This is a genomic window from Seleniivibrio woodruffii (genome assembly GCF_029267515.1).
Taxonomy (GTDB): Bacteria; Chrysiogenota; Deferribacteres; order Deferribacterales; family Geovibrionaceae; genus Seleniivibrio; species Seleniivibrio woodruffii_A.
Genome location: NZ_JAJUIS010000001.1, coordinates 434539 through 453256, shown reverse-complemented (window position 1 = coordinate 453256; position 18718 = coordinate 434539). Strand labels below are relative to the sequence as shown.

At 49.3% G+C, this 18718-nt stretch carries 20 protein-coding genes; 15 read left to right on the top strand and 5 right to left on the bottom strand.

The genetic code is table 11. The features are described 5' to 3' along the window. Positions 1-3 precede the first annotated feature (3 nt). The gene (gene cydB / locus Q7P67_RS02115) at positions 4-1044 is read left to right on the top strand and encodes a cytochrome d ubiquinol oxidase subunit II (RefSeq protein WP_303850232.1); all 1041 of its coding nucleotides are present in this window, start codon (positions 4-6) and stop codon (positions 1042-1044) included. 29 nt (positions 1045-1073) lie between these two features. Here cydB and Q7P67_RS02110 read toward each other — a convergent pair whose 3' ends face one another. Further along, the gene (locus tag Q7P67_RS02110; RefSeq protein WP_303850230.1) at positions 1074-1763 is read right to left on the bottom strand and encodes an aspartate/glutamate racemase family protein; all 690 of its coding nucleotides are present in this window, start codon (positions 1761-1763) and stop codon (positions 1074-1076) included. 105 nt (positions 1764-1868) lie between these two features. Between Q7P67_RS02110 and Q7P67_RS02105 the strand changes: the two genes are divergently transcribed. Further along, positions 1869-2522 (top strand): (Fe-S)-binding protein, encoded by a 654-nt coding sequence (locus Q7P67_RS02105; RefSeq protein ID WP_303850228.1) that lies wholly within the window; start codon positions 1869-1871, stop codon positions 2520-2522. Here Q7P67_RS02105 and Q7P67_RS02100 read toward each other — a convergent pair. Beyond that, positions 2506-3297 carry a helix-turn-helix domain-containing protein gene (locus tag Q7P67_RS02100; protein ID WP_303850226.1) on the bottom strand — a complete coding sequence of 264 codons (792 nt, stop codon included), beginning with the start codon at positions 3295-3297 and terminating at the stop codon, positions 2506-2508. The genes Q7P67_RS02105 and Q7P67_RS02100 overlap by 17 nt on opposite strands. A 64-nt stretch (positions 3298-3361) precedes the next feature. On the opposite strand from Q7P67_RS02100, the gene leuA2 reads away from it, so the two are divergent. From leuA2 to Q7P67_RS02035, 13 genes are all read left to right on the top strand, one after another. Further along, on the top strand, positions 3362-4555 hold the full coding sequence (gene leuA2 / locus Q7P67_RS02095; RefSeq protein ID WP_303850224.1) for a 2-isopropylmalate synthase LeuA2: 1194 nt from the start codon (positions 3362-3364) through the stop codon (positions 4553-4555). Between the two features lie 19 nt (positions 4556-4574). Continuing rightward, complete coding sequence (locus tag Q7P67_RS02090; RefSeq protein WP_303850222.1) at positions 4575-5390, top strand: bifunctional transcriptional activator/DNA repair enzyme AdaA; 816 nt, start codon at positions 4575-4577, stop codon at positions 5388-5390. 130 nt (positions 5391-5520) lie between these two features. Further along, on the top strand, positions 5521-6861 hold the full coding sequence (locus tag Q7P67_RS02085; protein ID WP_303850220.1) for a sodium:alanine symporter family protein: 1341 nt from the start codon (positions 5521-5523) through the stop codon (positions 6859-6861). A gap of 194 nt (positions 6862-7055) precedes the next feature. Then, a complete protein-coding gene (locus Q7P67_RS02080; protein ID WP_303850217.1) occupies positions 7056-9200 on the top strand; it encodes a cation-translocating P-type ATPase in 2145 nt (714 codons plus the stop codon). Next, the gene (locus Q7P67_RS02075; RefSeq protein ID WP_303850215.1) at positions 9197-9493 is read left to right on the top strand and encodes a hypothetical protein; all 297 of its coding nucleotides are present in this window, start codon (positions 9197-9199) and stop codon (positions 9491-9493) included. The genes Q7P67_RS02080 and Q7P67_RS02075 overlap by 4 nt, the downstream gene beginning before the upstream one ends. A gap of 12 nt (positions 9494-9505) precedes the next feature. Further along, on the top strand, positions 9506-10018 hold the full coding sequence (locus tag Q7P67_RS02070; protein ID WP_303850213.1) for a hypothetical protein: 513 nt from the start codon (positions 9506-9508) through the stop codon (positions 10016-10018). Then, complete coding sequence (locus Q7P67_RS02065) at positions 10015-10341, top strand: hypothetical protein (RefSeq protein WP_303850211.1); 327 nt, start codon at positions 10015-10017, stop codon at positions 10339-10341. The genes Q7P67_RS02070 and Q7P67_RS02065 overlap by 4 nt, the downstream gene beginning before the upstream one ends. Positions 10342-10343: 2 nt before the next feature. Beyond that, positions 10344-10661 (top strand): hypothetical protein, encoded by a 318-nt coding sequence (locus Q7P67_RS02060; RefSeq protein ID WP_303850209.1) that lies wholly within the window; start codon positions 10344-10346, stop codon positions 10659-10661. Position 10662: 1 nt separating this feature from the next. Further along, on the top strand, positions 10663-10860 hold the full coding sequence (locus Q7P67_RS02055) for a hypothetical protein (protein ID WP_295223432.1): 198 nt from the start codon (positions 10663-10665) through the stop codon (positions 10858-10860). Continuing rightward, positions 10857-12959, top strand: coding sequence for a heavy metal translocating P-type ATPase (locus Q7P67_RS02050; RefSeq protein ID WP_303850205.1), 2103 nt, complete (start codon positions 10857-10859; stop codon positions 12957-12959). Before Q7P67_RS02055 ends, Q7P67_RS02050 begins: the two co-directional genes overlap by 4 nt. Further along, the gene (locus tag Q7P67_RS02045; protein ID WP_303850203.1) at positions 12956-13642 is read left to right on the top strand and encodes a ferrous iron transport protein A; all 687 of its coding nucleotides are present in this window, start codon (positions 12956-12958) and stop codon (positions 13640-13642) included. Before Q7P67_RS02050 ends, Q7P67_RS02045 begins: the two co-directional genes overlap by 4 nt. A gap of 289 nt (positions 13643-13931) precedes the next feature. Next, complete coding sequence (locus Q7P67_RS02040) at positions 13932-14366, top strand: thioesterase family protein (protein ID WP_303850201.1); 435 nt, start codon at positions 13932-13934, stop codon at positions 14364-14366. A 235-nt stretch (positions 14367-14601) separates the two neighbouring features. Further along, on the top strand, positions 14602-14973 hold the full coding sequence (locus tag Q7P67_RS02035) for a pyridoxamine 5'-phosphate oxidase family protein (RefSeq protein WP_303850200.1): 372 nt from the start codon (positions 14602-14604) through the stop codon (positions 14971-14973). A gap of 127 nt (positions 14974-15100) precedes the next feature. On the opposite strand, the gene Q7P67_RS02030 is transcribed toward Q7P67_RS02035, so the two are convergent. Genes Q7P67_RS02030 through Q7P67_RS02020 form a run of 3 tightly spaced genes read right to left on the bottom strand, consistent with a single transcriptional unit; the run spans position 15101 to position 18429 of the window. Continuing rightward, positions 15101-15598: an Rrf2 family transcriptional regulator gene (locus tag Q7P67_RS02030; protein ID WP_303850199.1), complete on the bottom strand. Its 498-nt coding sequence runs from the start codon at positions 15596-15598 to the stop codon at positions 15101-15103. Positions 15599-15607: 9 nt separating this feature from the next. Next, complete coding sequence (locus Q7P67_RS02025; protein WP_303850198.1) at positions 15608-16039, bottom strand: DUF2147 domain-containing protein; 432 nt, start codon at positions 16037-16039, stop codon at positions 15608-15610. A 41-nt stretch (positions 16040-16080) separates the two neighbouring features. Continuing rightward, positions 16081-18429 (bottom strand): HD domain-containing phosphohydrolase, encoded by a 2349-nt coding sequence (locus tag Q7P67_RS02020; protein ID WP_303850197.1) that lies wholly within the window; start codon positions 18427-18429, stop codon positions 16081-16083. Between the last annotated feature and the right edge of the window lie 289 nt (positions 18430-18718).

The following is an 18718-nucleotide window of genomic DNA, read 5'->3' as shown; positions in this document are numbered from 1 at the left end:
AAGATGGAACTTTCTACCTTACAGATCATCTGGTTTGCCCTCTGGGGGCTTTTGTGGGCGGTCTATTTCATGCTGGACGGTTTCGACTTCGGTGCGGGTATGCTTATGCCCGTTCTGGCACAGTCCGACACCGACAGAAGGGTTATCATAAACACTCTGGGTCCCGTATGGGACGGAAACGAGGTATGGCTTATAACGGCGGGCGGCGCAACCTTTGCGGCGTTCCCTACCACATATGCTTACATGTTCAGCTGGCTCTATCTGCCGCTGCTGGCAATTCTTTTCTGCCTGATTTTCAGAGGAGTTGCCTTTGAGTTCCGCGGCAAAAAGGATTCAGACGGCTGGCGCAAGGCGTGGGACACAGCAATAATTCTTTGCAGCTTCCTTGCCTCGCTCCTTTTCGGTGTGGCGTTCGGAAACATCTTCCGCGGCATACCCATAAACATGGTGAACGGAGAGTTCGTATACGAGGGCAACTTCTTCCTGCTGCTTAACCCTTACGCCCTTCTGACAGGCATAATGTTCGTGCTGATATTCGCCTTTCACGGCGCTTTGTGGGTCTCCTGCAAAACAACGGACGCTTTGCAGAAAAGAGCGGAAGCCACATACAAAAAGCTGTTCATCCCTATGCTGGCGGTGATAGTGCTTTTCCTTGTCTACACATGGTTTGAAACAGATCTGTTCGCCAACTACATGGCTTTCCCTGCATGGTTCGCGGTTGTTGTTCTGTGTGCGGCGTCATTTATAGCGGCTGGATTTATGAAGGGCGCAAAGGCGTTTCTTCTGTCCTGTCTGGGTATCGTGCTCACTGTGTTCACAGGCATCATCGGTCTTTTCCCGAACCTGATACCTTCAAACATAGCACCTGAATTTTCGCTGACGGCGTTCAATACGTCGTCCAGCCAGTATACCCTGACCATAATGACCGTCGTCGTGCTTATCTTCGTACCGATAGTCATTGCGTATCAGATATGGACATATTACTTATTCAGGCACCCCGTGCGTCCGGAGGACGTTGCGGATCCCGACGTTGAAACCTACTGACATTAAGGGGCTGCGATGCAGCCCCTTCTTTATTTCAATGCCATGTCGGCGGCAGTATGCGCGTGAATTACCGTGGTGTCAAACACAGGCACAGGACTGTCTTCCGGCTTTATCAGAAGCCCTATCTCCGTGCAGCCGAGGATAACACCTTCGGCACCACGCTTCATAAGACAGTTGATAATTATCTGATAGCGCAGGCGTGATTCATGCTTGACAACACCCTGCACCAACTCCTCATAAATTATGTTGTGCACGGTATCCCTGTCCGTCTTTTCGGGGACTATCACCTCAAGCCCGCTGTCGATCAGCCTCTGTTTATAGAAATCCTGTTCCATGGTGTAACGCGTGCCGAGAAGGGCGACCTTCTTTAAGCCCTGTGCCTTAACGGCTTCGCAGGTTGCATCCGCTATATGCACAAAAGGGATGCTCACGCTTTTCTGTATGGTATCCGCAGCCTTGTGCATGGTGTTAGTGCAGAGCAGGATAAAATCAGCACCGCCCGCCTCAAGCCTTTTCGCCGCATCCGCGAGCAGTTCCCCCGCCTCGTCCCAGCGATTCTGCACCTGAAGCGCCTCTATCTCTGCAAAATCCACGGAATACATAAGGCTTTTCGCAGAAGAATATCCGCCGAGCCTCTCTTTAACCCGCTGATTTATCAGCCTGTAATACTCCGCTGACGATTCCCAGCTCATTCCGCCGATCAATCCTATGACTTTCATATGCACCCCCGCTTACTATTTTAGAATGAGTTTATTTTTTTCGCAAGAATCGGGTGGAAATATCTGAGGTTTGGCTTTAATCTGTACAACCGTCAGGAGAAACTTATGAAAACAATATTTGCACCAGGCTGTGCGCTCTTTATTCACAACATAGAACTGGCAGAAAAAATTTCAGCATATCTGAGACACAGATACAACATAGACGAAGTACACTCAACCTGCTGTCACCACGACCCCGGCGCAAGCGAAGAGACGAAAATAGTCTGCGTCTGCTCCGGCTGCATAAGGCGCTATGACACCCTCTACAGCGATGTTTGCGCAATATCCCTGTGGGAGCTTGTCGACCGCGACCCAGATTTCAATTTCCCGGATTACGGCGGAATGACTATGACGGTTCTTGATGCCTGCCCCACAAGGCTTTATCCGCAGATGCACGATGCGGTACGCTCAATACTGAAAAAGATGAATATAACTGTTGTTGAACCCATACGCACCGGGACAGAGGGCAAATGCTGCGGCGACAGTTTTTACGGTGTTCTGCCCAAAGATAAGGTATTGGAAAAGATGAGCGAACGCGGAAACGAGATGCCCGCGGAGGATGTTGCCGTATACTGCGTTTCATGCGTAAAGGCTATGAAGAACGGCGGCAGGATTCCCCGCTATCTGCCGGATCTTCTATTCGGCACAGACACGCCCGCAGGCGAGTGCGACCCTGACGCATGGCACGCACAGATTGACGATTTCATTGAGAAACACTAGATTTGAGATATTTCGCGGGGGGACTTCCGGTCTCCCTGCGGAAAGATTCTATGAATGCGCTGATGCTCTGATAGCCTAGGTCATACGCCGACTCGGTGACTGATTTTCCACTGATAAGCATCTGGACAGCCTTAATGATTTTCAGCCTCTTCCGCCACGAACCGAATGTCATTCCCGTCTCTTTCAGAAACGTTCTGGCAAAATTGCGAGGACTGGTGTTCGCCTCCGCAGCCCATTCGTCGAGCGTCCTGCGGCACGAAGGATTTTCATCGAGATACCTCATGATACGCACAATAGCTGGGCTTGATGCGGCGGGCAGAGAGAACGGTTCCTCCTTCGCATCCGCTGTCTCGTCTATAATCACCGCTGACAGATTAGCCAGCTTATCAACATCATCCGTAAGGCAGAATTTAGCTATCAGTTCCCGCAGAAACGGGCTGACAGAAAGCACAAAACACCTGTCTGGCAGTCTTTGGGAGCAAGAAGGATCGAAAAACAGATTTTTCACCAGAGTTCTGCCTGAAAATTCTGCTCTGTGGGATACTCCGCCGGGAATCCACACCGCCTGAAGAGGCGGAACCAGCCATATGCCCTTCTCCGTTATGACTTTCTTCACACCTGAACTGGCATACATAAGCTGCCCTCTGGGGTGCTCATGAAAATCCGGACATATCTGCCCGCTGATTTCCGCAACATAAGCTATCACAGGTCTTGACGTGTCAATTATGTATCCCGTTTCAACAGGTTTATAAGTTGTCTGTTTTCCGATATTCATAGTCATATTATCGTTAGATTTTAATATCCCGCAAGGTTTATAATCTTTCCCACAGGAGGACGACATGAAAAAAACACCTGTCTTTCACGACACGACACTCAGAGACGGCAACCAGTCACTTGCAAAACCATGGAATCTTGAGGAGAAACTGGAAGTGTTCGGACTATTGAAAGCGCTAGGTGTTGAAAAAATAGAAGCCGGCTTTCCTTCGGCATCGGCGATGGATTTTGAAACGTGCAGAACCATTGCGCAGACAGCTGATGGAAAAACCACCGTCGGCGCGCTCACAAGGGCAGTGGAAAAGGACATAAAGACAACATACGAAAGCATTTCATGCGCTGTAAATCCCCGCATACACATAGTGCTGGCGCTCAGCCCGTTCACTATGGAACACGTGCTGAAGATGCAGCCTGAAAGGGTGAAACAGCTCGCAGTGGAATCTGTGGCTTATGCCCGCTCACTCCTCAAAAACAAAGGGGAGGTGCAGTTCACCGCGGAACATTTCGGCGACTGCATGGAAAATCTTGATTTCGTTACGGAGACGTTCCTTGCCTGTGCAGACGCGGGCGCGGACATAATAAACATGCCCAACACAGTGGAGCGCTACCGTCCGTATCTGTTCACAAACATGGTGGAAAGGGTGGTTACAGCTCTGCCGCAACGGGTTACCGCTTCTGTCCACTGCCATAACGACCTCGGCATGGCGACGGCAACATCGGTGGAGTCATATTTCGCAGGTGCTGTTCAGATTGAGACCTGTATGAACGGCATAGGCGAGCGGGCGGGCAACGCAAATCTTTTTGAGATAGCGGCGGTGCTGAACAACTGCGGCGTGGAAACCGGACTTAACATGAAGCTGTTTGCACAAACGGCAGAGCGGATGGCGGAGCTTTCCGAAACACCCATACACATTAAGGCACCACTTTTCGGCGAAGAGGCGGTGATGCACCGGAGCGGCATACATCAGGATGGAGCGGCGAAGACAAAAAATATGACAAAGGGCGCATACCGTCCCATGGATTTCAGCGCCATAGGCAGAGAGCAGAACGACAGAATGGGCTTCACCAGCCAGTCTGGACGTTCAGCTCTCACAGAGATACTTGCACAGGCGGGCATAAGTCTCACCGCACAGCAGGCGGCGGAATTTATAAAGATATGCAAGGCGGCATCCGAGACCGAAGGTGAGCTTTCCCACCGCCGGATACTGGAACTCTACTGCGCGGAAAATCCGCAAGAATCGGGTGGAAACATCCGTTAAGGCGATGTAATGTATCCCTATGGGAAACTATGAACGCATTGAACGGGCTATAAAATACATAGAGGCGAACGCGGAGAACCAGCCTGCGCTGGACGACATCGCAGCACATATCGGTCTCAGCCCGTACCACTTTCAGAAACTTTTCACGGACTGGGCGGGAATAAGCCCCAAGAGGTTCATGCAGTGCCTGACCATTCAGGCGGCGAAGAAACTTCTGGACGAATCCCGCCCCGTTCTGGACGCCGCTCTGGACGTCGGACTGAGCAGTCCTTCAAGACTGCATGACCTGTTCGTTGGCGTTGATGCGGTCACTCCCGGCGAATATAAATCCATGGGCGCAGGACTTGAGATAACCTACGGTTTTCAGCCCACACCATTCGGCGACTGTCTGACAGCACTGACAGAGCGGGGAGTATGCGGACTGTATTTTCTCCACGACACAGACGAAACCGGAGAAACGGAAAGACTCAGGGCGCATTGGCAAAACGCAAAACTTACAAGAAACGACAGCGCCGTAAAAGAAGTGACCGAAAAGATATTCTCAAACGAAACCAGCGGTATAAAGATATTTATGAAGGGCACCAACTTCCAGATAAAAGTCTGGACGGCGGTGCTGAACCTTCCTGCCGGTGTATTCGCCAGCTACGGAGACGTGGCGTGCATGATAAACATGCCGAAAGCATCCCGCGCGGTGGGAACCGCGCTGGGACAGAACGGCATAGGCTACCTTATCCCCTGCCACAGGGTTCTGCGTGAGACAGGAGCTGTGACAGGCTACCGATGGGGCACAGAACGCAAAAAAGCCATGATGATTTTTGAATCAGCAATTAAGTAAAACTAAACTTGTTTCAGTATCTTCAAAATAAAATTCAGCCTATATATCAGATGAATCCGCACTTCTTAATATATTGAGATTTTCTATAATTAATGGTAAGTTTAATCCAGTCAAAATAAGGAGGCTTTATTTGGAACAGTTTGAGAACATACTAAATACTATCGGAGGCTTTGTATGGGGCGTTCCGCTCCTTGTCCTTCTGGTTGGTACGGGAATCTATCTTACGATTAATCTTCGTTTTCTTCAGTTTACAAAACTTTTCTATGCTCTCTGGCTCGCCCTTGTCAAACGCAAAGAGGATGACGATGAACCAGGCGACATCACACACTTTCAGGCGCTTATGACTGCAATGTCAGCGACTGTCGGAACAGGCAACATAGCCGGTGTTGCAACCGCAATCGCCATCGGGGGACCCGGTGCGATGTTCTGGATGTGGGTGACAGGTCTTGTGGGCATGGCGACAAAATACGCAGAGGCTGTTCTCGCCGTTAAATACCGCGAGGTGGACGCAAACGGCAATATGAGCGGCGGTCCGATGTATTACATTTCAAACGGTCTCGGCTGGAAATGGATGGGCGTTCTGTTCGCTGTTTTCGCGGTGATTGCATCCTTCGGCATAGGCAACATGGTTCAGTCAAACTCGGTCGCAGACGCTCTGCGCTCGACATTCAATGTTCCGACATATATCACCGGGCTTGTGCTAATGGTTTTCACAGCTCTTGTTGTTCTGGGCGGAATCAAATCCATCGGCAGGGTGACAAGCGTTCTTGTCCCTGTCATGATAATTTTCTATGTAATAAGCTCGCTTATTATCCTCGTTATGTTTGCTGACAGGATACCCGCGGCGTTCCTGCTCATTTTTGAAGAGGCGTTCACCCCTACGGCGGCATCAGGCGGTTTTGCAGGGGCAAGCGTTATGCTGGCTATCCGCATGGGCGTTGCACGCGGTGTTTTCTCCAACGAATCCGGTCTCGGCAGCGCGCCCATCGCAGCGGCAGCGGCACAGACCAAGCATCCTGTTGCGCAGGCTCTGGTTTCCATGACACAGACGTTCATAGACACTCTGGTGGTCTGCACCATGACAGGTCTTGTGCTCATCTCCACAGGCGCATGGAACATAGGAAAGAACGGTGCGGATCTTACGAACCACGCCTTCTCCCTCGGTTTTTCCTCTGGTCCCGTAGTGGTTGCGATAAGCCTTGTACTGTTTGCGTATTCAACCATCCTCGGCTGGTGCTATTACGGTGAAAAAGCTATGGAATATCTGTTCGGAGTGAAGTCCATCACCCCTTACAGAATAATTTTCATCCTTTTCATCGGAGTCGGCGCCATGGCGAAGCTGAACATAGTTTGGCTGCTTTCCGATATTTTCAACGGACTTATGGCACTGCCCAACCTTATAGGTCTTCTGGGTCTCTCCTCCGTTGTTTTTGCTGAAACCAAAGACTATTTTGCCAATTTAAAAAAATAATTCTTTAAAAATTTCAGGCGGTCAGCCCTTCTGACCGCCTTTTTTAACATCTAAATCATTACTGATACTCATTTTCATACTATAAAATAAAGTTGACTTTTAGTGTTCGCGGTGCTTAACATTGGATAAGCGTTCGGGTTGACACATTAACAAATCTGCTCCCCTTCGGGCACGGGGCGCACAGGGCGGTTAGTGTGTTAAAGATTGCTCATTCCTCCCCAAACAGGGTAAGGCTTAAATATCCGATTCTCAAAACAGAACAGAACCTCTGTTCGTCCATAATCAGCGTCCTTTCATCGAAAAATGGCATAGCGTCCGTTCGGTGCAACAGAAAATGCGCAAGTCTCATCGTTGCATATGACGGCGGTGTTCTCTCCGTTTCGGATATAGTAAATGCTGTTTCCGTTATAAAACCCGTTAAGCTGGTTCCGGCAGAAGCGGCAAAAGCGGGCTGTGCATGTTCCGATGCGAAGGACGGTCTTGCTCTTCTAAACAAAAAGACCGAGTTTGCGGCGCTCACAGCAATGACAGGCGCGTCGTTCATTTCGAAACGTCTGTTCGGTAAGGTCATTTCTCAGGCAGTTTTCAGCCCTATGTGGTTTCTTACGGCGTTTTTTGCCGCTCCTCTTGTATATGCTGCGGTTTCAAAATCACTTAAAGACAAAAAGATCGGTCTGGACGCATTTCTCGGTGCAGGTGTCGGCGCGGCGCTTCTCACAGGGGAAACCATGACCGCCCTTGAGATACTCTGGGTGAACAGCGGCGCAGAGCTTATGCAGGAGCACATCACAGAGAAATCACGCGCATCCATAAAAAACATCCTCGACATAACCGCGAAAACCGCCTTTATACTGGTAAACGGACGCGAGATAGAGGTTCCCGTTGAAAAGGTTGAACAGGGCGCAACCGTCATCGTACGCACGGGTGAAAAAATATCAGTTGACGGTGAGATAATTCGCGGCGAAGCCATGGTTAACGAAGCTCCCATAAACGGGCGGCAGGAACTTATTCATAAAGTCAAATCCGAATCGGTCTACGCCGGAACCTACGTTCAGGACGGACTGATCTATATCCGCGCGGACAGGGTCGGCGACAGCACATACCTTGCGCGCATATTGCAGGCGGTGGAAACATCACTGGAAAACAAAGCACCCATTGAGCTTGAAGCGGACAAGCTGGCAAAGAAACTCGTGGGCATCGGATTCATAATGACGGCGGGCACCTTTGTGCTCACCCGCAGTCTGTACAGAACACTCTCCGTCATGCTCGTTATGACGTGTCCCTGTGCAACTGCTCTGGCGGCATCCTCCGCAGTGAGTGCATCCATCGGCAATGCGGCATCCAAAGGGGTGCTCATAAAGGGCGGACGCTACCTTGAAGACGCCGGCGAACAGGAATCGTTCTGTTTCGACAAAACCGGCACAATCACCACAGACATGCCGGAAGTCATAGACATCTATCCGCTTAAAGGCTCATCCGAACAGGATCTGCTCATGCGTGCATACGCGGCGGAACTGCACAACAGACACCCCATGGCAGCGGCGATACGCAAAAAAGCGGAACAGCTCTGTCTGGAAAAACCGGACCATGCCGTGTGCGAAACCATCCTAGGCATGGGGGTTGCGGCGGACACAGCGGAAGGCACCGTTTGCGTGGGCAACAGAAAGCTCATGGATCGGTTCAGCATAAAAACCGGCACAGTTAAACGCCGTGCTGAAAAATGGGCGGAAGAGGGCAAAAGCGTTCTCTACGTCGCAGAGGACAGCAGACTCCTCGGCATCATCTCCATCCGCACAAAGGACAAAGAGGGCGTTGCCGAAACAATAGAGTTTCTGCGCAGAGACGGCGTTAAAAACCTAATTATGGTAACGGGCGACGAGCGGCAGTCCGCGGAACCGCTGGCACAGCGCCTCGGTTTCGACGAATGTCACTACTCCGTTCTGCCTCAGGACAAAGCGGACATCATCCGTCAGATTCAGAAAGAGCACAAGGTCACAATGATAGGCGACGGAATTAACGACGTTCTGGCTCTTGCACAGGCTGATCTCGGCATAGCAATGGGCGCGGCGGGTTCCGACGTCGCAGTGGAAGCGGCGGACATAGCGCTGGTGGACGACGACCTGAACAAGATAGTCTTCCTGCGTCAGCTCAGCAAAAAGACAAAAACCATAGTTCATCAGAACTTCACCCTAGCAACATCAACCAACATCGCCGGAGCCGTGCTGGGCGCACTGGGCATACTGAACCCCGTTATGGCAGGTCTTCTGCACATAGCCCACACAGGCGGCATAATGGTGAACTCTTCCAGACTTATGAACTACGACGGAGAAAAGGAATGATAGAAGAACTTCTGGCAGTAAAAAAATATGTTTCAGTCGTGCACCACGTCGAAGGTCGAATCAGGCTCAAGGTAGACCCTGCCATCATGAAAGACCCTGTGAGTAAACGGCTGGAGGAGATAAGCGCGTCCATACCCGGCGTGCTGGACAAGCGGGTGAACATGCTTGCCCGTTCGGTGGTGCTGCGTTATGACCCAGCGGTGATACATCCTGCGGACATGGCAACTCTGCTGGGGGCTTCCGACGGCGAAAGCCTCGAAGTGCTTAAAAAATATAAAGAATTCATAAAATAAAAGGAGGGTTTTGTGGAAGAGAAAGAAACAAACGAAACTTCCGGACAGCAGGAAGCGGAAGAACAGATGCAGAACCCATACATGGGCGAACCGCAGATGCAGCAGCCTTTTATGGGCAACCCATATATGTATAACCCATACATGTATCCGCCCCCAAGCTACCCGCCCATGCAGGGTTACGCACCATATCCGCCTTATCCGCCGTATATGCCGCCCTATCCGCCGCAATACGGATTTCAACCCGCACCGCCTCCCCCACAGCAGGGCGAGCATTGCGGACACCATCAGCAGGAAGATCCTATGAGCGGAATTATGGGAATGTTCGGACAGATGATCGAGGGCAACCCGCAGCTTTTGGAGGTGAGCCGCATGGTGAACGCCACAGGAAGCGACTTCATCAAAGGGCTTGTGATGGGTGCGGGACTTGCGATGCTTTTAAGCAGCGAATCGGTGCGTTCGGCACTCAGCGACATTCTGGGAAAAACGGTAAGCATGTTCACAGAGGACTCGGAGGAACAGATATGAGCAAGCATATAGGACCATCAATAGGCAGGGCGACGGTGTCCGGCGCTCTGGCAGGCGCAGTCATAGGCGGCGCGGTATCAGCCGCAAAACAGACGAAGGACTTTAAAGCCGGAAAGATTACAAAAGAACAGGCGGCTGAAAACGTTGTTAAAGAAGCGGCAGGAACAGGTATAGCAACGGCAGCAGGCGTTGCCGCGGCAAGCATGTTCGGTTTCGGGGTCTTCATGTCCCTGATAGCCTTCACGGCGGCGTCAGCAGGCGCGAAATATCTTTGGGATTCATCAGTTAAACCGACAAATACAGCTACAGTTAAGGAGAGCTAATCATGGAACAGCAAAAAGCACCCGAAGCAGCACAGGGACAACAGCAGCAGCATTACTACGCACCTCAGTATGCACAGCAGGCATACTATCCCCAGCAGCACACAGCTGCGAGCCATCTTAAAGAATGGTTCAACTTCCGCGAGCCGTCATACGTTAAAGGTTTCGTAATCGGCGCAGGTGTTGCGCTGGTTCTCACAAACCCCGCAGTAAAAAAAGCCATAGTGAAGGGCGTTGTTAAGCTCTGGGGCGGTCTGCAGGGCGGAGTTGAAGAGCTGAAAGAACAGATAAGAGACGTTCAGGCGGAGATGGGCGGGGAATAATATGCCCGAAGAAAAAAAATTAAGCCCCATGCAGAAGAAACGCAGATACACCAAATACGCCATGACGGCGGCGCTTGGAGTTCTTGTGGTTTCAGGGTTCAACAAGGGTAAAACCTCAAGAAACATCCACTCCATCGCAGGGGTGGCTCTGGTGGGCTTGTCGGTTTACCACACATTTTTATATAAAAACAGGTCATGACGAAGAAAAAACACTATCCGACCGGATTTGAAAGCGTGAGTATCGCTCACAAAACTGATACGAGGATACGGCTGAAGGCGGGGGTGCTAGGCAACCCCGCCCTTGACTGCACTCTTCTGGAATCGACCCTGGAGTGCATCAGCGGCGTAACTGCCGTCCGCGTAAATCAGCGTGCAAATACCCTTGTGGTTGAACACGAAAAGGGCACAGAGATAACCGAACCGCTCCTTTCGACACTGCAAACCTTCTCCCATGCCGTTTTTCAGGCGGAGGAGGAGCTTGTTGACTCACCAGATCTGATAAACGTCTACTGGGCAGGTTCAATGTGGCTTTCAAAGCTGATTCTGCCACAGTGGTTCCGTACTCCTCTGACATTCGCAGGTGCAGCCCCCGTGCTTCTGAAAGGTATAGACACTCTCGTGAACGAAGGACTTAAAGTTGAAGTGCTTGATGCGGCTGTTGTATCCATGCTGCTTGTGCGCAAAGACTATTTCACAGCGGGCTCAATCACCTTTCTGCTGAATCTCGGACACTATCTTGAGGCTTCCACCCAGTACAAATCCGACAGGATGCTGAAAAGCCTCATTAAGCCCGATGCCGAGCACGTCTGGATTCTGGAAGGACAAACCGAAAAAAAGGTACCCATCGGCGAGGTGCTGGTCGGCAGTCTGGTCATAATCGGATCGGGCGAAATGATACCTGTTGACGGCATTGTAAGAGGCGGCGAAGGGCTTATCAATCAGGCATCAGTAACTGGCGAAAGCCTCCCTGTGACCGCGGGATGCGACAGCGAGGTATACGCAGGAACCGTCGTGGCGGAAGGCAGGCTCATAATCGAAGCCCGCAAGGTGGGCGCTGAAACAACAACCGCCAGAATAGCAAAATTCATCAATAACTCACTGAAAAACCGCTCCAATACGGAGGTTCAGGCGTTCAAAATAGCCGACAGAATGGTTCCCGTCACCTTCGGCATAGGGCTTGCGACATTGCTTCTGACACGGGATTTCCGCAGGGCATCATCCGTGCTGTCCGTGGACTACTCCTGTGCCCTGAAACTCGTAACCCCCACCGCCATAAAATCCAGCATGTACTGCGCCGCATCTGAAGGCATCTTCATCAAGGGCGCGCAATCACTTGAAAACATGGCGCAGATAGATACCATTATATTCGATAAAACGGGAACGCTGACAAAGGGTACCCTTGAGGTTTCGGACATAATTACCTTTTCGGAGATGGACGAGCGGGAAATTCTCAGAACCGCCGCCAGCGCCGAAGAGCACTACAGCCACCCCATAGCGTCGGCTGTTGTTAAAGAAGCGGAAAAAAGGAACATCCCCCTTGAAGAGACTGGGGAGGTGGACTTCATCATAGCTCACGGCGTTTCGGCGTACGTCGGCAAAAAGCACGTTCTTGCAGGCAGCAGACACTTCATCCACGAGGATGAACATATCGACTGCTCCGCCGCAGACGAGATATCCGATAAACTGCGCAAGACAGGTAAAAGTATCCTCTATGTGGCATGTGACGGCGTGCTGGCAGGCATAATAGCACTGAAAGACGTTCCCCGCAGTGAATCAGCGCAGGTTATCAAAGACCTGAAAAAACGTGGAATAGACCGTGTTGTCATGCTTACCGGCGACCACAGGGACACAGCGAAACACATAGCAAAGGAACTCGGCATCAGCGAAGTATATTTCGAGATGAAGCCGGAAGACAAACTTGAGGTTGTGAACAGGTTCAAAGCGGAGGGACGGAAAATCGCTTTTGTGGGGGACGGCGTGAACGACGCTCCGGCTCTGCTTTCAGCACACGTGGGGATAAGTATGCCGGAAGGCGCTGACCTCGCAAGGGAAACATCCGACGTTATACTTCTGCGCAACGACCTCAGAGGAATACTCACAGCGCGCATCACAGCGGAACGAACCATGAAGGTGATCAAACGCGTGTCCGTCGCTAATATAGGCATAAACACCGTAACGGTACTGCTGTCCGTCATGGGGCGCATAAGCCCGCTGCAATCCGCTGTCATGCACAACGGTACAACACTCGGCACACTGCTTTATGCTCTGAGCCTTTCTCAGAGCGGGAGAACGAAATGAAATTATCCGATGCAAAAAGCGGAGGCTTCTATAAAATAATATCCGTGAAAGAGCCGGAGCTTGCCCGCAAACTGGGCGCATACGGGATATTCGCCGGAAGTATCGTTTCAAAGGTGGGACGTGGCGACATTGAGCTTGCCACGCTGAAAATCGGTACGAAAGACGGAACAAAAGCCCTGAGCGGATCCCTTGGTCGGCACCTTTTCTATAAATCACCCTCCGGAGAAAAACGCAGCATCTACGAACACGAAACAGGTTCGGGCTTCATTGTCGTCGTGCCTAAGATGGCGGCAAAAGATATGTCAAAGCTCGGCATAAACGGCGGAGACACAATTCAGGTGATAAAAAAACTTCCCCACATGGAATACATAACTCTCATAGGACACAAAACAAGATGCCGCCTCTCCGAAGCCCATGCCGCATGCATTCTTGGTGACGGAAAACAGTTCTCCTTCGCGTCGAAAAATAAAGATTTCATCGTTGACGAGCTTTTAAGTCAGGAGACCTACAGTCAGGTGATGGCGGTGAACGGTATCCAGAAAGGGACAATCCTCACCCTTGAGGGCATAGAAACAGGGAAATCAATACATCTGGATGACTACCCCGACATGGTGATATGCACTGCTGAAGGGCTCAGAGTGTTCATTTCCGAAAAAACAGCCGAAAAAATAACAGCCGAATAGATTTCCGCTTGAAATCACAGCAGGATAATGATATTCATTATCAACACTGCCCGAGCGGCATTTTAACGGGGTGCCCGAGCGGGCTTTCGGCAGTATTTTCCACGATTGTCAACCCAACGCTAACTGGACGAAATCTCCGATTTCAGACCATCGCAGAATGCCTGAAGCCCGTACCCCGGCCACAAAGTTAATTATATGATTTTAACGATATATCTCAAACCTTTTCTTTAATCTTGCGAACATCCCTACAGCCTCCGATATTAGTTAATATTTTATTCGGAGGTAAACCATGAAAAACACTATTACTGTCGGCACAACCGCTGAAATTGAATTAACCGTCACTGAAAATAAAACCGTTCCAAACCTCTATCCCGAATCAAAACTGTTCCAACCCATGCCAAAGGTGTTCGCCACGGGCTTTATGGTAGGATTTCTGGAATGGGCTTGCATGGAGGCTCTCGCGCCGCATCTTGATGAAGGGGAACAGAGCGTCGGCATAAACGTCAACGTCACCCACAGCGCCGCTACGCCAGTGGGCATGAAGGTGCGCGCAAAAGCAGTCTGCACAGGCGTTGACGGACAGAAAACATCATGGGAAGTCGAGGCATGGGACGAGAAAGAACTTATCGGCAGGGGCTCCCACGAACGCTTCACAATAAACACCGACCGTTTCAACATAAAAATGGCAAAGAAAGCTGATTCTCTGCTAAGGCTTAACTGCTAAAGCGTATTTCATAAGTTATGTCGCATATAGAAAAGACGAGACTGCTTTAGCTTGCCGCAAGCGGCTTCGTTCAGCCTTTGGCTAGTGTAACTTCATTCCTCTCAGAGACATGACCTTTATTTCGTCTTAGTGAGGGATTCATACTTCTTGCGGTTTTATGTTGACCTTATGCACTCTTTTCATTATACTAATAACAGATAATATATATCTGCAATATCTTACTAGGTGGTATAAAATGATAAACGAAACATTCAGAGAAGTATTGAGAAATGAAGGGGTCGTGTCCGTAGTCACATGGGGCAGAGGAGAGGCGAACGTCGTAAACACATGGAACTCTTACATTGTTCTGACGGATGACGGCAGACTTCTTGTTCCTGCGGCGGGAATGACCAGCACGGAGGCAGATCTTGCGGTGAATAATAAGGTTAAGCTGACTCTGGGCAGTAAAAACGTTCAGGGGCTTTTCGGCATGGGCACTGGCTTCAGGGTGGAAGGTACGGCAAAACTCGTGTCGGAAGGCGCGGAGTTTGAAATGATGCAGGCGAAGTATCCGTTTCAGCGCATGACGCTGGAAATCACTCCCGAACATGTGAAACAGACCGTATAAAAAACCAGATCGCTTCGTCTCTGCGCTTCTCTCGAAGACAACTGCCGTCTCTGCGAGGGCTTCAGCCCGAAGCATTCTCATTTTTATCGGTACAATGTCGGCTTATCATCAATAAAAGACCTCCCTGTCAGATGGAGGTCTTTCTATGCTTAAACCATTCTTCGGTATCTTTTATCTGTTTCGGGTCGAGCTTTTTCCTGAGCTGTGAGTTCAGCCAGCCGATTGTTTTTGACCTAAGATAGTCCCGCATCTTCTCTTCCGCCTCAAGCATGACCTTTTTTATTGTACACGGCTGTTTGCAATAGGCATCAGGCAGATTGTTTCTGTCAACGATAGCGCTGTGCTGGCGTATTTCGCAGCACTGAAACAGCGGCGTTTCACCCTCGATTGCCTGAATAACGTCCCAGAAGGTGATCTCGTCCGGTTCGCGGGTAAGCTCATATCCGCCGTTCACCCCCGGAATAGACCTTACTATACCGGATTTCCGCAGCTTTGTGAGCATTTTTGACAGATAGGTTTCGGAAACGCCCTGATATGCCGCAAGTTCCTTAACACCGACAGGTCTCTCTCGACCTATGAAGCAAAGGCAGTGCAGTGCGTATTCAACTCCAACGGAAAACTGCATATTAATTCCTCAGTCAGCCTTCAGCCAGACCTGTGTGCGGTAAAACGGTCCGAGATATCCCCTCAGCTCAAGTTTCTTTCCGCCGTCAATAACTTGTATGCGGGCTTTGTACACTTTGCCGTTTTTCGGATCGAGAACTGTCCCGTTCTCCCAAACGTCGGCATCGCCCGCGCTCCGTTTAAGTCCGCGGATTATATTCAGTCCCGTAATTGGTTTTCCTTTTCTGTCGTCAGGACACTCCCTGCATACAGCGTCTTTCTTAACGTTCGGCTCAAGCAGTTTTTCAATATTTCCGCTGAGTACGCCGTCGTTTTCGGATATCCTGACAATGGATTTTTCTTTACCTGTTTTGTCGTCAACGGTCTTCCAGAGACCGGCAGGTGTCGCTGCAAAGGACAGAGCAGGAAGCAATATCAGAGCAAAAACTGTTTTTCTTATCATAAACTACCTTCATTGATCGCTTCGCCATATTAACCCCGCACTCATGTTTCGTCAATCTGGCTTTTGCTGAGAAACTTCTCCGCATACCGCATGTAAACTTTTTCTCTGATAAAGATTTCGTAAACATCTTTGTCGATATGCCCGTCTTTTTTCATATATTCCATTATCTTCAGCGACTCTGAAAGTGTTTTCGCTCTTTTATACGGTCTGTCGGAAGCTGTCAGAGCTTCAAAAATATCCGCAACTGCAATTATTTTCGCCGGAATCGGAATATCATCCGATTTAAGCCCTCTGGGATACCCCGTTCCTGTCATAGTTTCGTGGTGCCCGCCTGCATATTCCGGCACGCGATCAAGCTCGCTTGGCAGTTTTATGCCGGACAGCATTTTTATGGTCATAATAATATGCTCATTTATCTTATAACGCTCCTCCTCCGTAAGAGTTCCGCGTCTTACGGACAGATTGTAAATTTCTCCTGTGTTATATGCGAATTCCGGCACAGAGACATTGAACCCGAAACTTTCGTATTCATCTTTGTCAATGGTGCTTTCTCTTGGAATAAGATGGTCTTTTCTGTCGGTAAGCAGATTTTCTTTTGCCGGAGCCGGAACCTGTTCAACATCTTTAAGCCTAAGCTCTTCTGCTATGCTCAGTCCTTTTCTGTCGCAAAAATACCTTGTCCAAGTTCTCTTCGCAATGACGTTAAGTCTGAGAATATCTTCATCGCTCATGAACTCCCCGCCTATGTTGCATTTTGCGATAAAGTCAAAATCATCGTAAAGCTGTTTCCTGCGCTCAAAAAGCTCGGATTCAAACTCCTGCCTCTTTTCAGGCTGCGCCGCCAGCTTTTCGTAATAATCTATAATATCATCTCTGTATAACACCTCAAAACGCGTGCGTATCTCGTGTATTCTGTTATAAATTGTTTCCAGTTTCGTTGCTTTATCAACAACATATTCAGGAGTAGTCACTTTTCCGCAATCGTGCAGCCATGAAGCTATCTTAAACTCGCGCCAGTCTGATTCAGTGCGCAGATTGAGTTTACCGGCAAGCCCGCCGCCTTTCTCGGCAATAGCTTCGGCAAGCATAACTGCAAGCTGCGGTACTCTTTCGCAATGTTCGCCTGTGTATCTGGATTTGGCATCGATAGCTCCCGCCATTATCTTTATGAACGAATCGATAAGATCTCTTTCCGCCTGCTCGTGTCTTTTTATGGAAACCGACATATTGACCATTGAATCTGAAAGGCTGTGAAATTCACTGACAATTGTCTCGATATTCTCAACACTGTCATACCTGTTTCCCGCAACGGCATCTGTCATCAGCTTTAATTTATTTATAGGATTTATGAAAAGTTTTTTAAGAATGTACAGAACGGGGAAATACGTTATTCCGACAATAAAAATTGAAATCAGCAGAGTCGTAAGCATAGTTGCCTTTATTTCGTCAAGAATAACACTACGTTTAACAAACGATGCGATATACCATTCTTTCCCTATGTATGACGGAAGTTTTTCCACGAAATATTCGTAGGTCTGCCCGCCGCCTTTTTTGCTTCCGTTGAATCTGCCTTCGGCAACCGAGCCGAACGCAGCGGAATACACAGGGTTGTTCAGGCTTTTCAGTTTAATTATCTCTTTTCTGTCGCTCATTCCGGCAATATCAAAAGACGCGGCAATAACATCCGCATCTTTAGAAAAAAGAATGATATCCCCGTTGATACTGCCTGCTTTCTCTTTAAGCAGCGCCGAAAGGGAGCCAAGAGAGAAATCCGCCGCCGCAACCTTTATCTTTTTTCCGTTTCCATCGTATGAAGCAGCAGAGAGCGTTATTCCAGGTCTGCCTGTCGAGGCAAAAATATACGGATCCGTCCAGGTAATTGTTTTTCCTGCGGTTTCGTACCACTTCCTTTTTCTGGGGTCATATTCCGCCGTAACAGCTTCTTCAGAGACAGTCGCGTATCCGGTATCCTTATAATAATAGATATCCTGAGGTTTTTCTCCGGCACAGTCAATTACGCGCACGGCGAGCTTAGGAGAGCGTCTTGCCTGCAAAAAACTGCCGTCTTTGTCAGCGATAAAGATACTTGAGATGTGGCTGCCGTCCATCATCTGTTCCCATAGAATTTTAAGAAGTATTTCCCTGTTCTCTGTAACAGGTTTTTCCGAGCCGACGGTGAGCAATACCGAAAGGTCGCTTGAAATTGACTGCAAACTTTCAGTCATCGTAAGAGTGATGTTTCTGTTTGATTCGTTAATCTTATCTTCGGTTATCTCGTAAGCCTGTTTAATCCCTCTGAGAAAAAAATTGCCCATAAGAAACAGGGAAAGGATCAGGGTGAGTCCCGCAAAAAGCAACAGAATACTGAATGTGAAGGTATATTTTTTCATATAGACCTGCAACTGTTTAAACTTCACATATCATAACATAATAATTTTAGGAACATAACAGATAAGCATGATAAATGGAAAAGGGAGTTCGCCGTGCAGATGTACCCCATACACTGCATAGAAAACTCCCGCATCCAACGATAACCAAGAGGTCCCTAGTCTTTGGTTCTTTATGTCTGGCCGTCTTTATAAGCGTTATATTGTTGCGTATATAACGATCTCTGACAATCTTTTAATTTACAATAGCTACAGGGTCAAGCAATATTTTTATGAAGAAAGCGGAAGAATA

Excerpts from the sequence above, each read along its gene's own strand:
- cydB (WP_303850232.1), top strand. The coding sequence starts at position 4 with ATGGAACTTTCTACCTTACAGATCATCTGGTTTGCCCTCTGGGGGCTT.
- Q7P67_RS02110 (WP_303850230.1), bottom strand. The coding sequence starts at position 1,763 with ATGAAAGTCATAGGATTGATCGGCGGAATGAGCTGGGAATCGTCAGCG.
- Q7P67_RS02030 (WP_303850199.1), bottom strand. The coding sequence starts at position 15,598 with ATGCAGTTTTCCGTTGGAGTTGAATACGCACTGCACTGCCTTTGCTTC.
- Q7P67_RS02065 (WP_303850211.1), top strand. The coding sequence starts at position 10,015 with ATGAGCAAGCATATAGGACCATCAATAGGCAGGGCGACGGTGTCCGGC.
- Q7P67_RS02020 (WP_303850197.1), bottom strand. The coding sequence starts at position 18,429 with ATGAAAAAATATACCTTCACATTCAGTATTCTGTTGCTTTTTGCGGGA.
- Q7P67_RS02090 (WP_303850222.1), top strand. The coding sequence starts at position 4,575 with ATGGGAAACTATGAACGCATTGAACGGGCTATAAAATACATAGAGGCG.
- Q7P67_RS02075 (WP_303850215.1), top strand. The coding sequence starts at position 9,197 with ATGATAGAAGAACTTCTGGCAGTAAAAAAATATGTTTCAGTCGTGCAC.
- Q7P67_RS02035 (WP_303850200.1), top strand. The coding sequence starts at position 14,602 with ATGATAAACGAAACATTCAGAGAAGTATTGAGAAATGAAGGGGTCGTG.
- Q7P67_RS02050 (WP_303850205.1), top strand. The coding sequence starts at position 10,857 with ATGACGAAGAAAAAACACTATCCGACCGGATTTGAAAGCGTGAGTATC.
- Q7P67_RS02045 (WP_303850203.1), top strand. The coding sequence starts at position 12,956 with ATGAAATTATCCGATGCAAAAAGCGGAGGCTTCTATAAAATAATATCC.
- Q7P67_RS02055 (WP_295223432.1), top strand. The coding sequence starts at position 10,663 with ATGCCCGAAGAAAAAAAATTAAGCCCCATGCAGAAGAAACGCAGATAC.
- leuA2 (WP_303850224.1), top strand. The coding sequence starts at position 3,362 with ATGAAAAAAACACCTGTCTTTCACGACACGACACTCAGAGACGGCAAC.
- Q7P67_RS02105 (WP_303850228.1), top strand. The coding sequence starts at position 1,869 with ATGAAAACAATATTTGCACCAGGCTGTGCGCTCTTTATTCACAACATA.
- Q7P67_RS02025 (WP_303850198.1), bottom strand. The coding sequence starts at position 16,039 with ATGATAAGAAAAACAGTTTTTGCTCTGATATTGCTTCCTGCTCTGTCC.
- Q7P67_RS02100 (WP_303850226.1), bottom strand. The coding sequence starts at position 3,297 with ATGAATATCGGAAAACAGACAACTTATAAACCTGTTGAAACGGGATAC.
- Q7P67_RS02060 (WP_303850209.1), top strand. The coding sequence starts at position 10,344 with ATGGAACAGCAAAAAGCACCCGAAGCAGCACAGGGACAACAGCAGCAG.
- Q7P67_RS02040 (WP_303850201.1), top strand. The coding sequence starts at position 13,932 with ATGAAAAACACTATTACTGTCGGCACAACCGCTGAAATTGAATTAACC.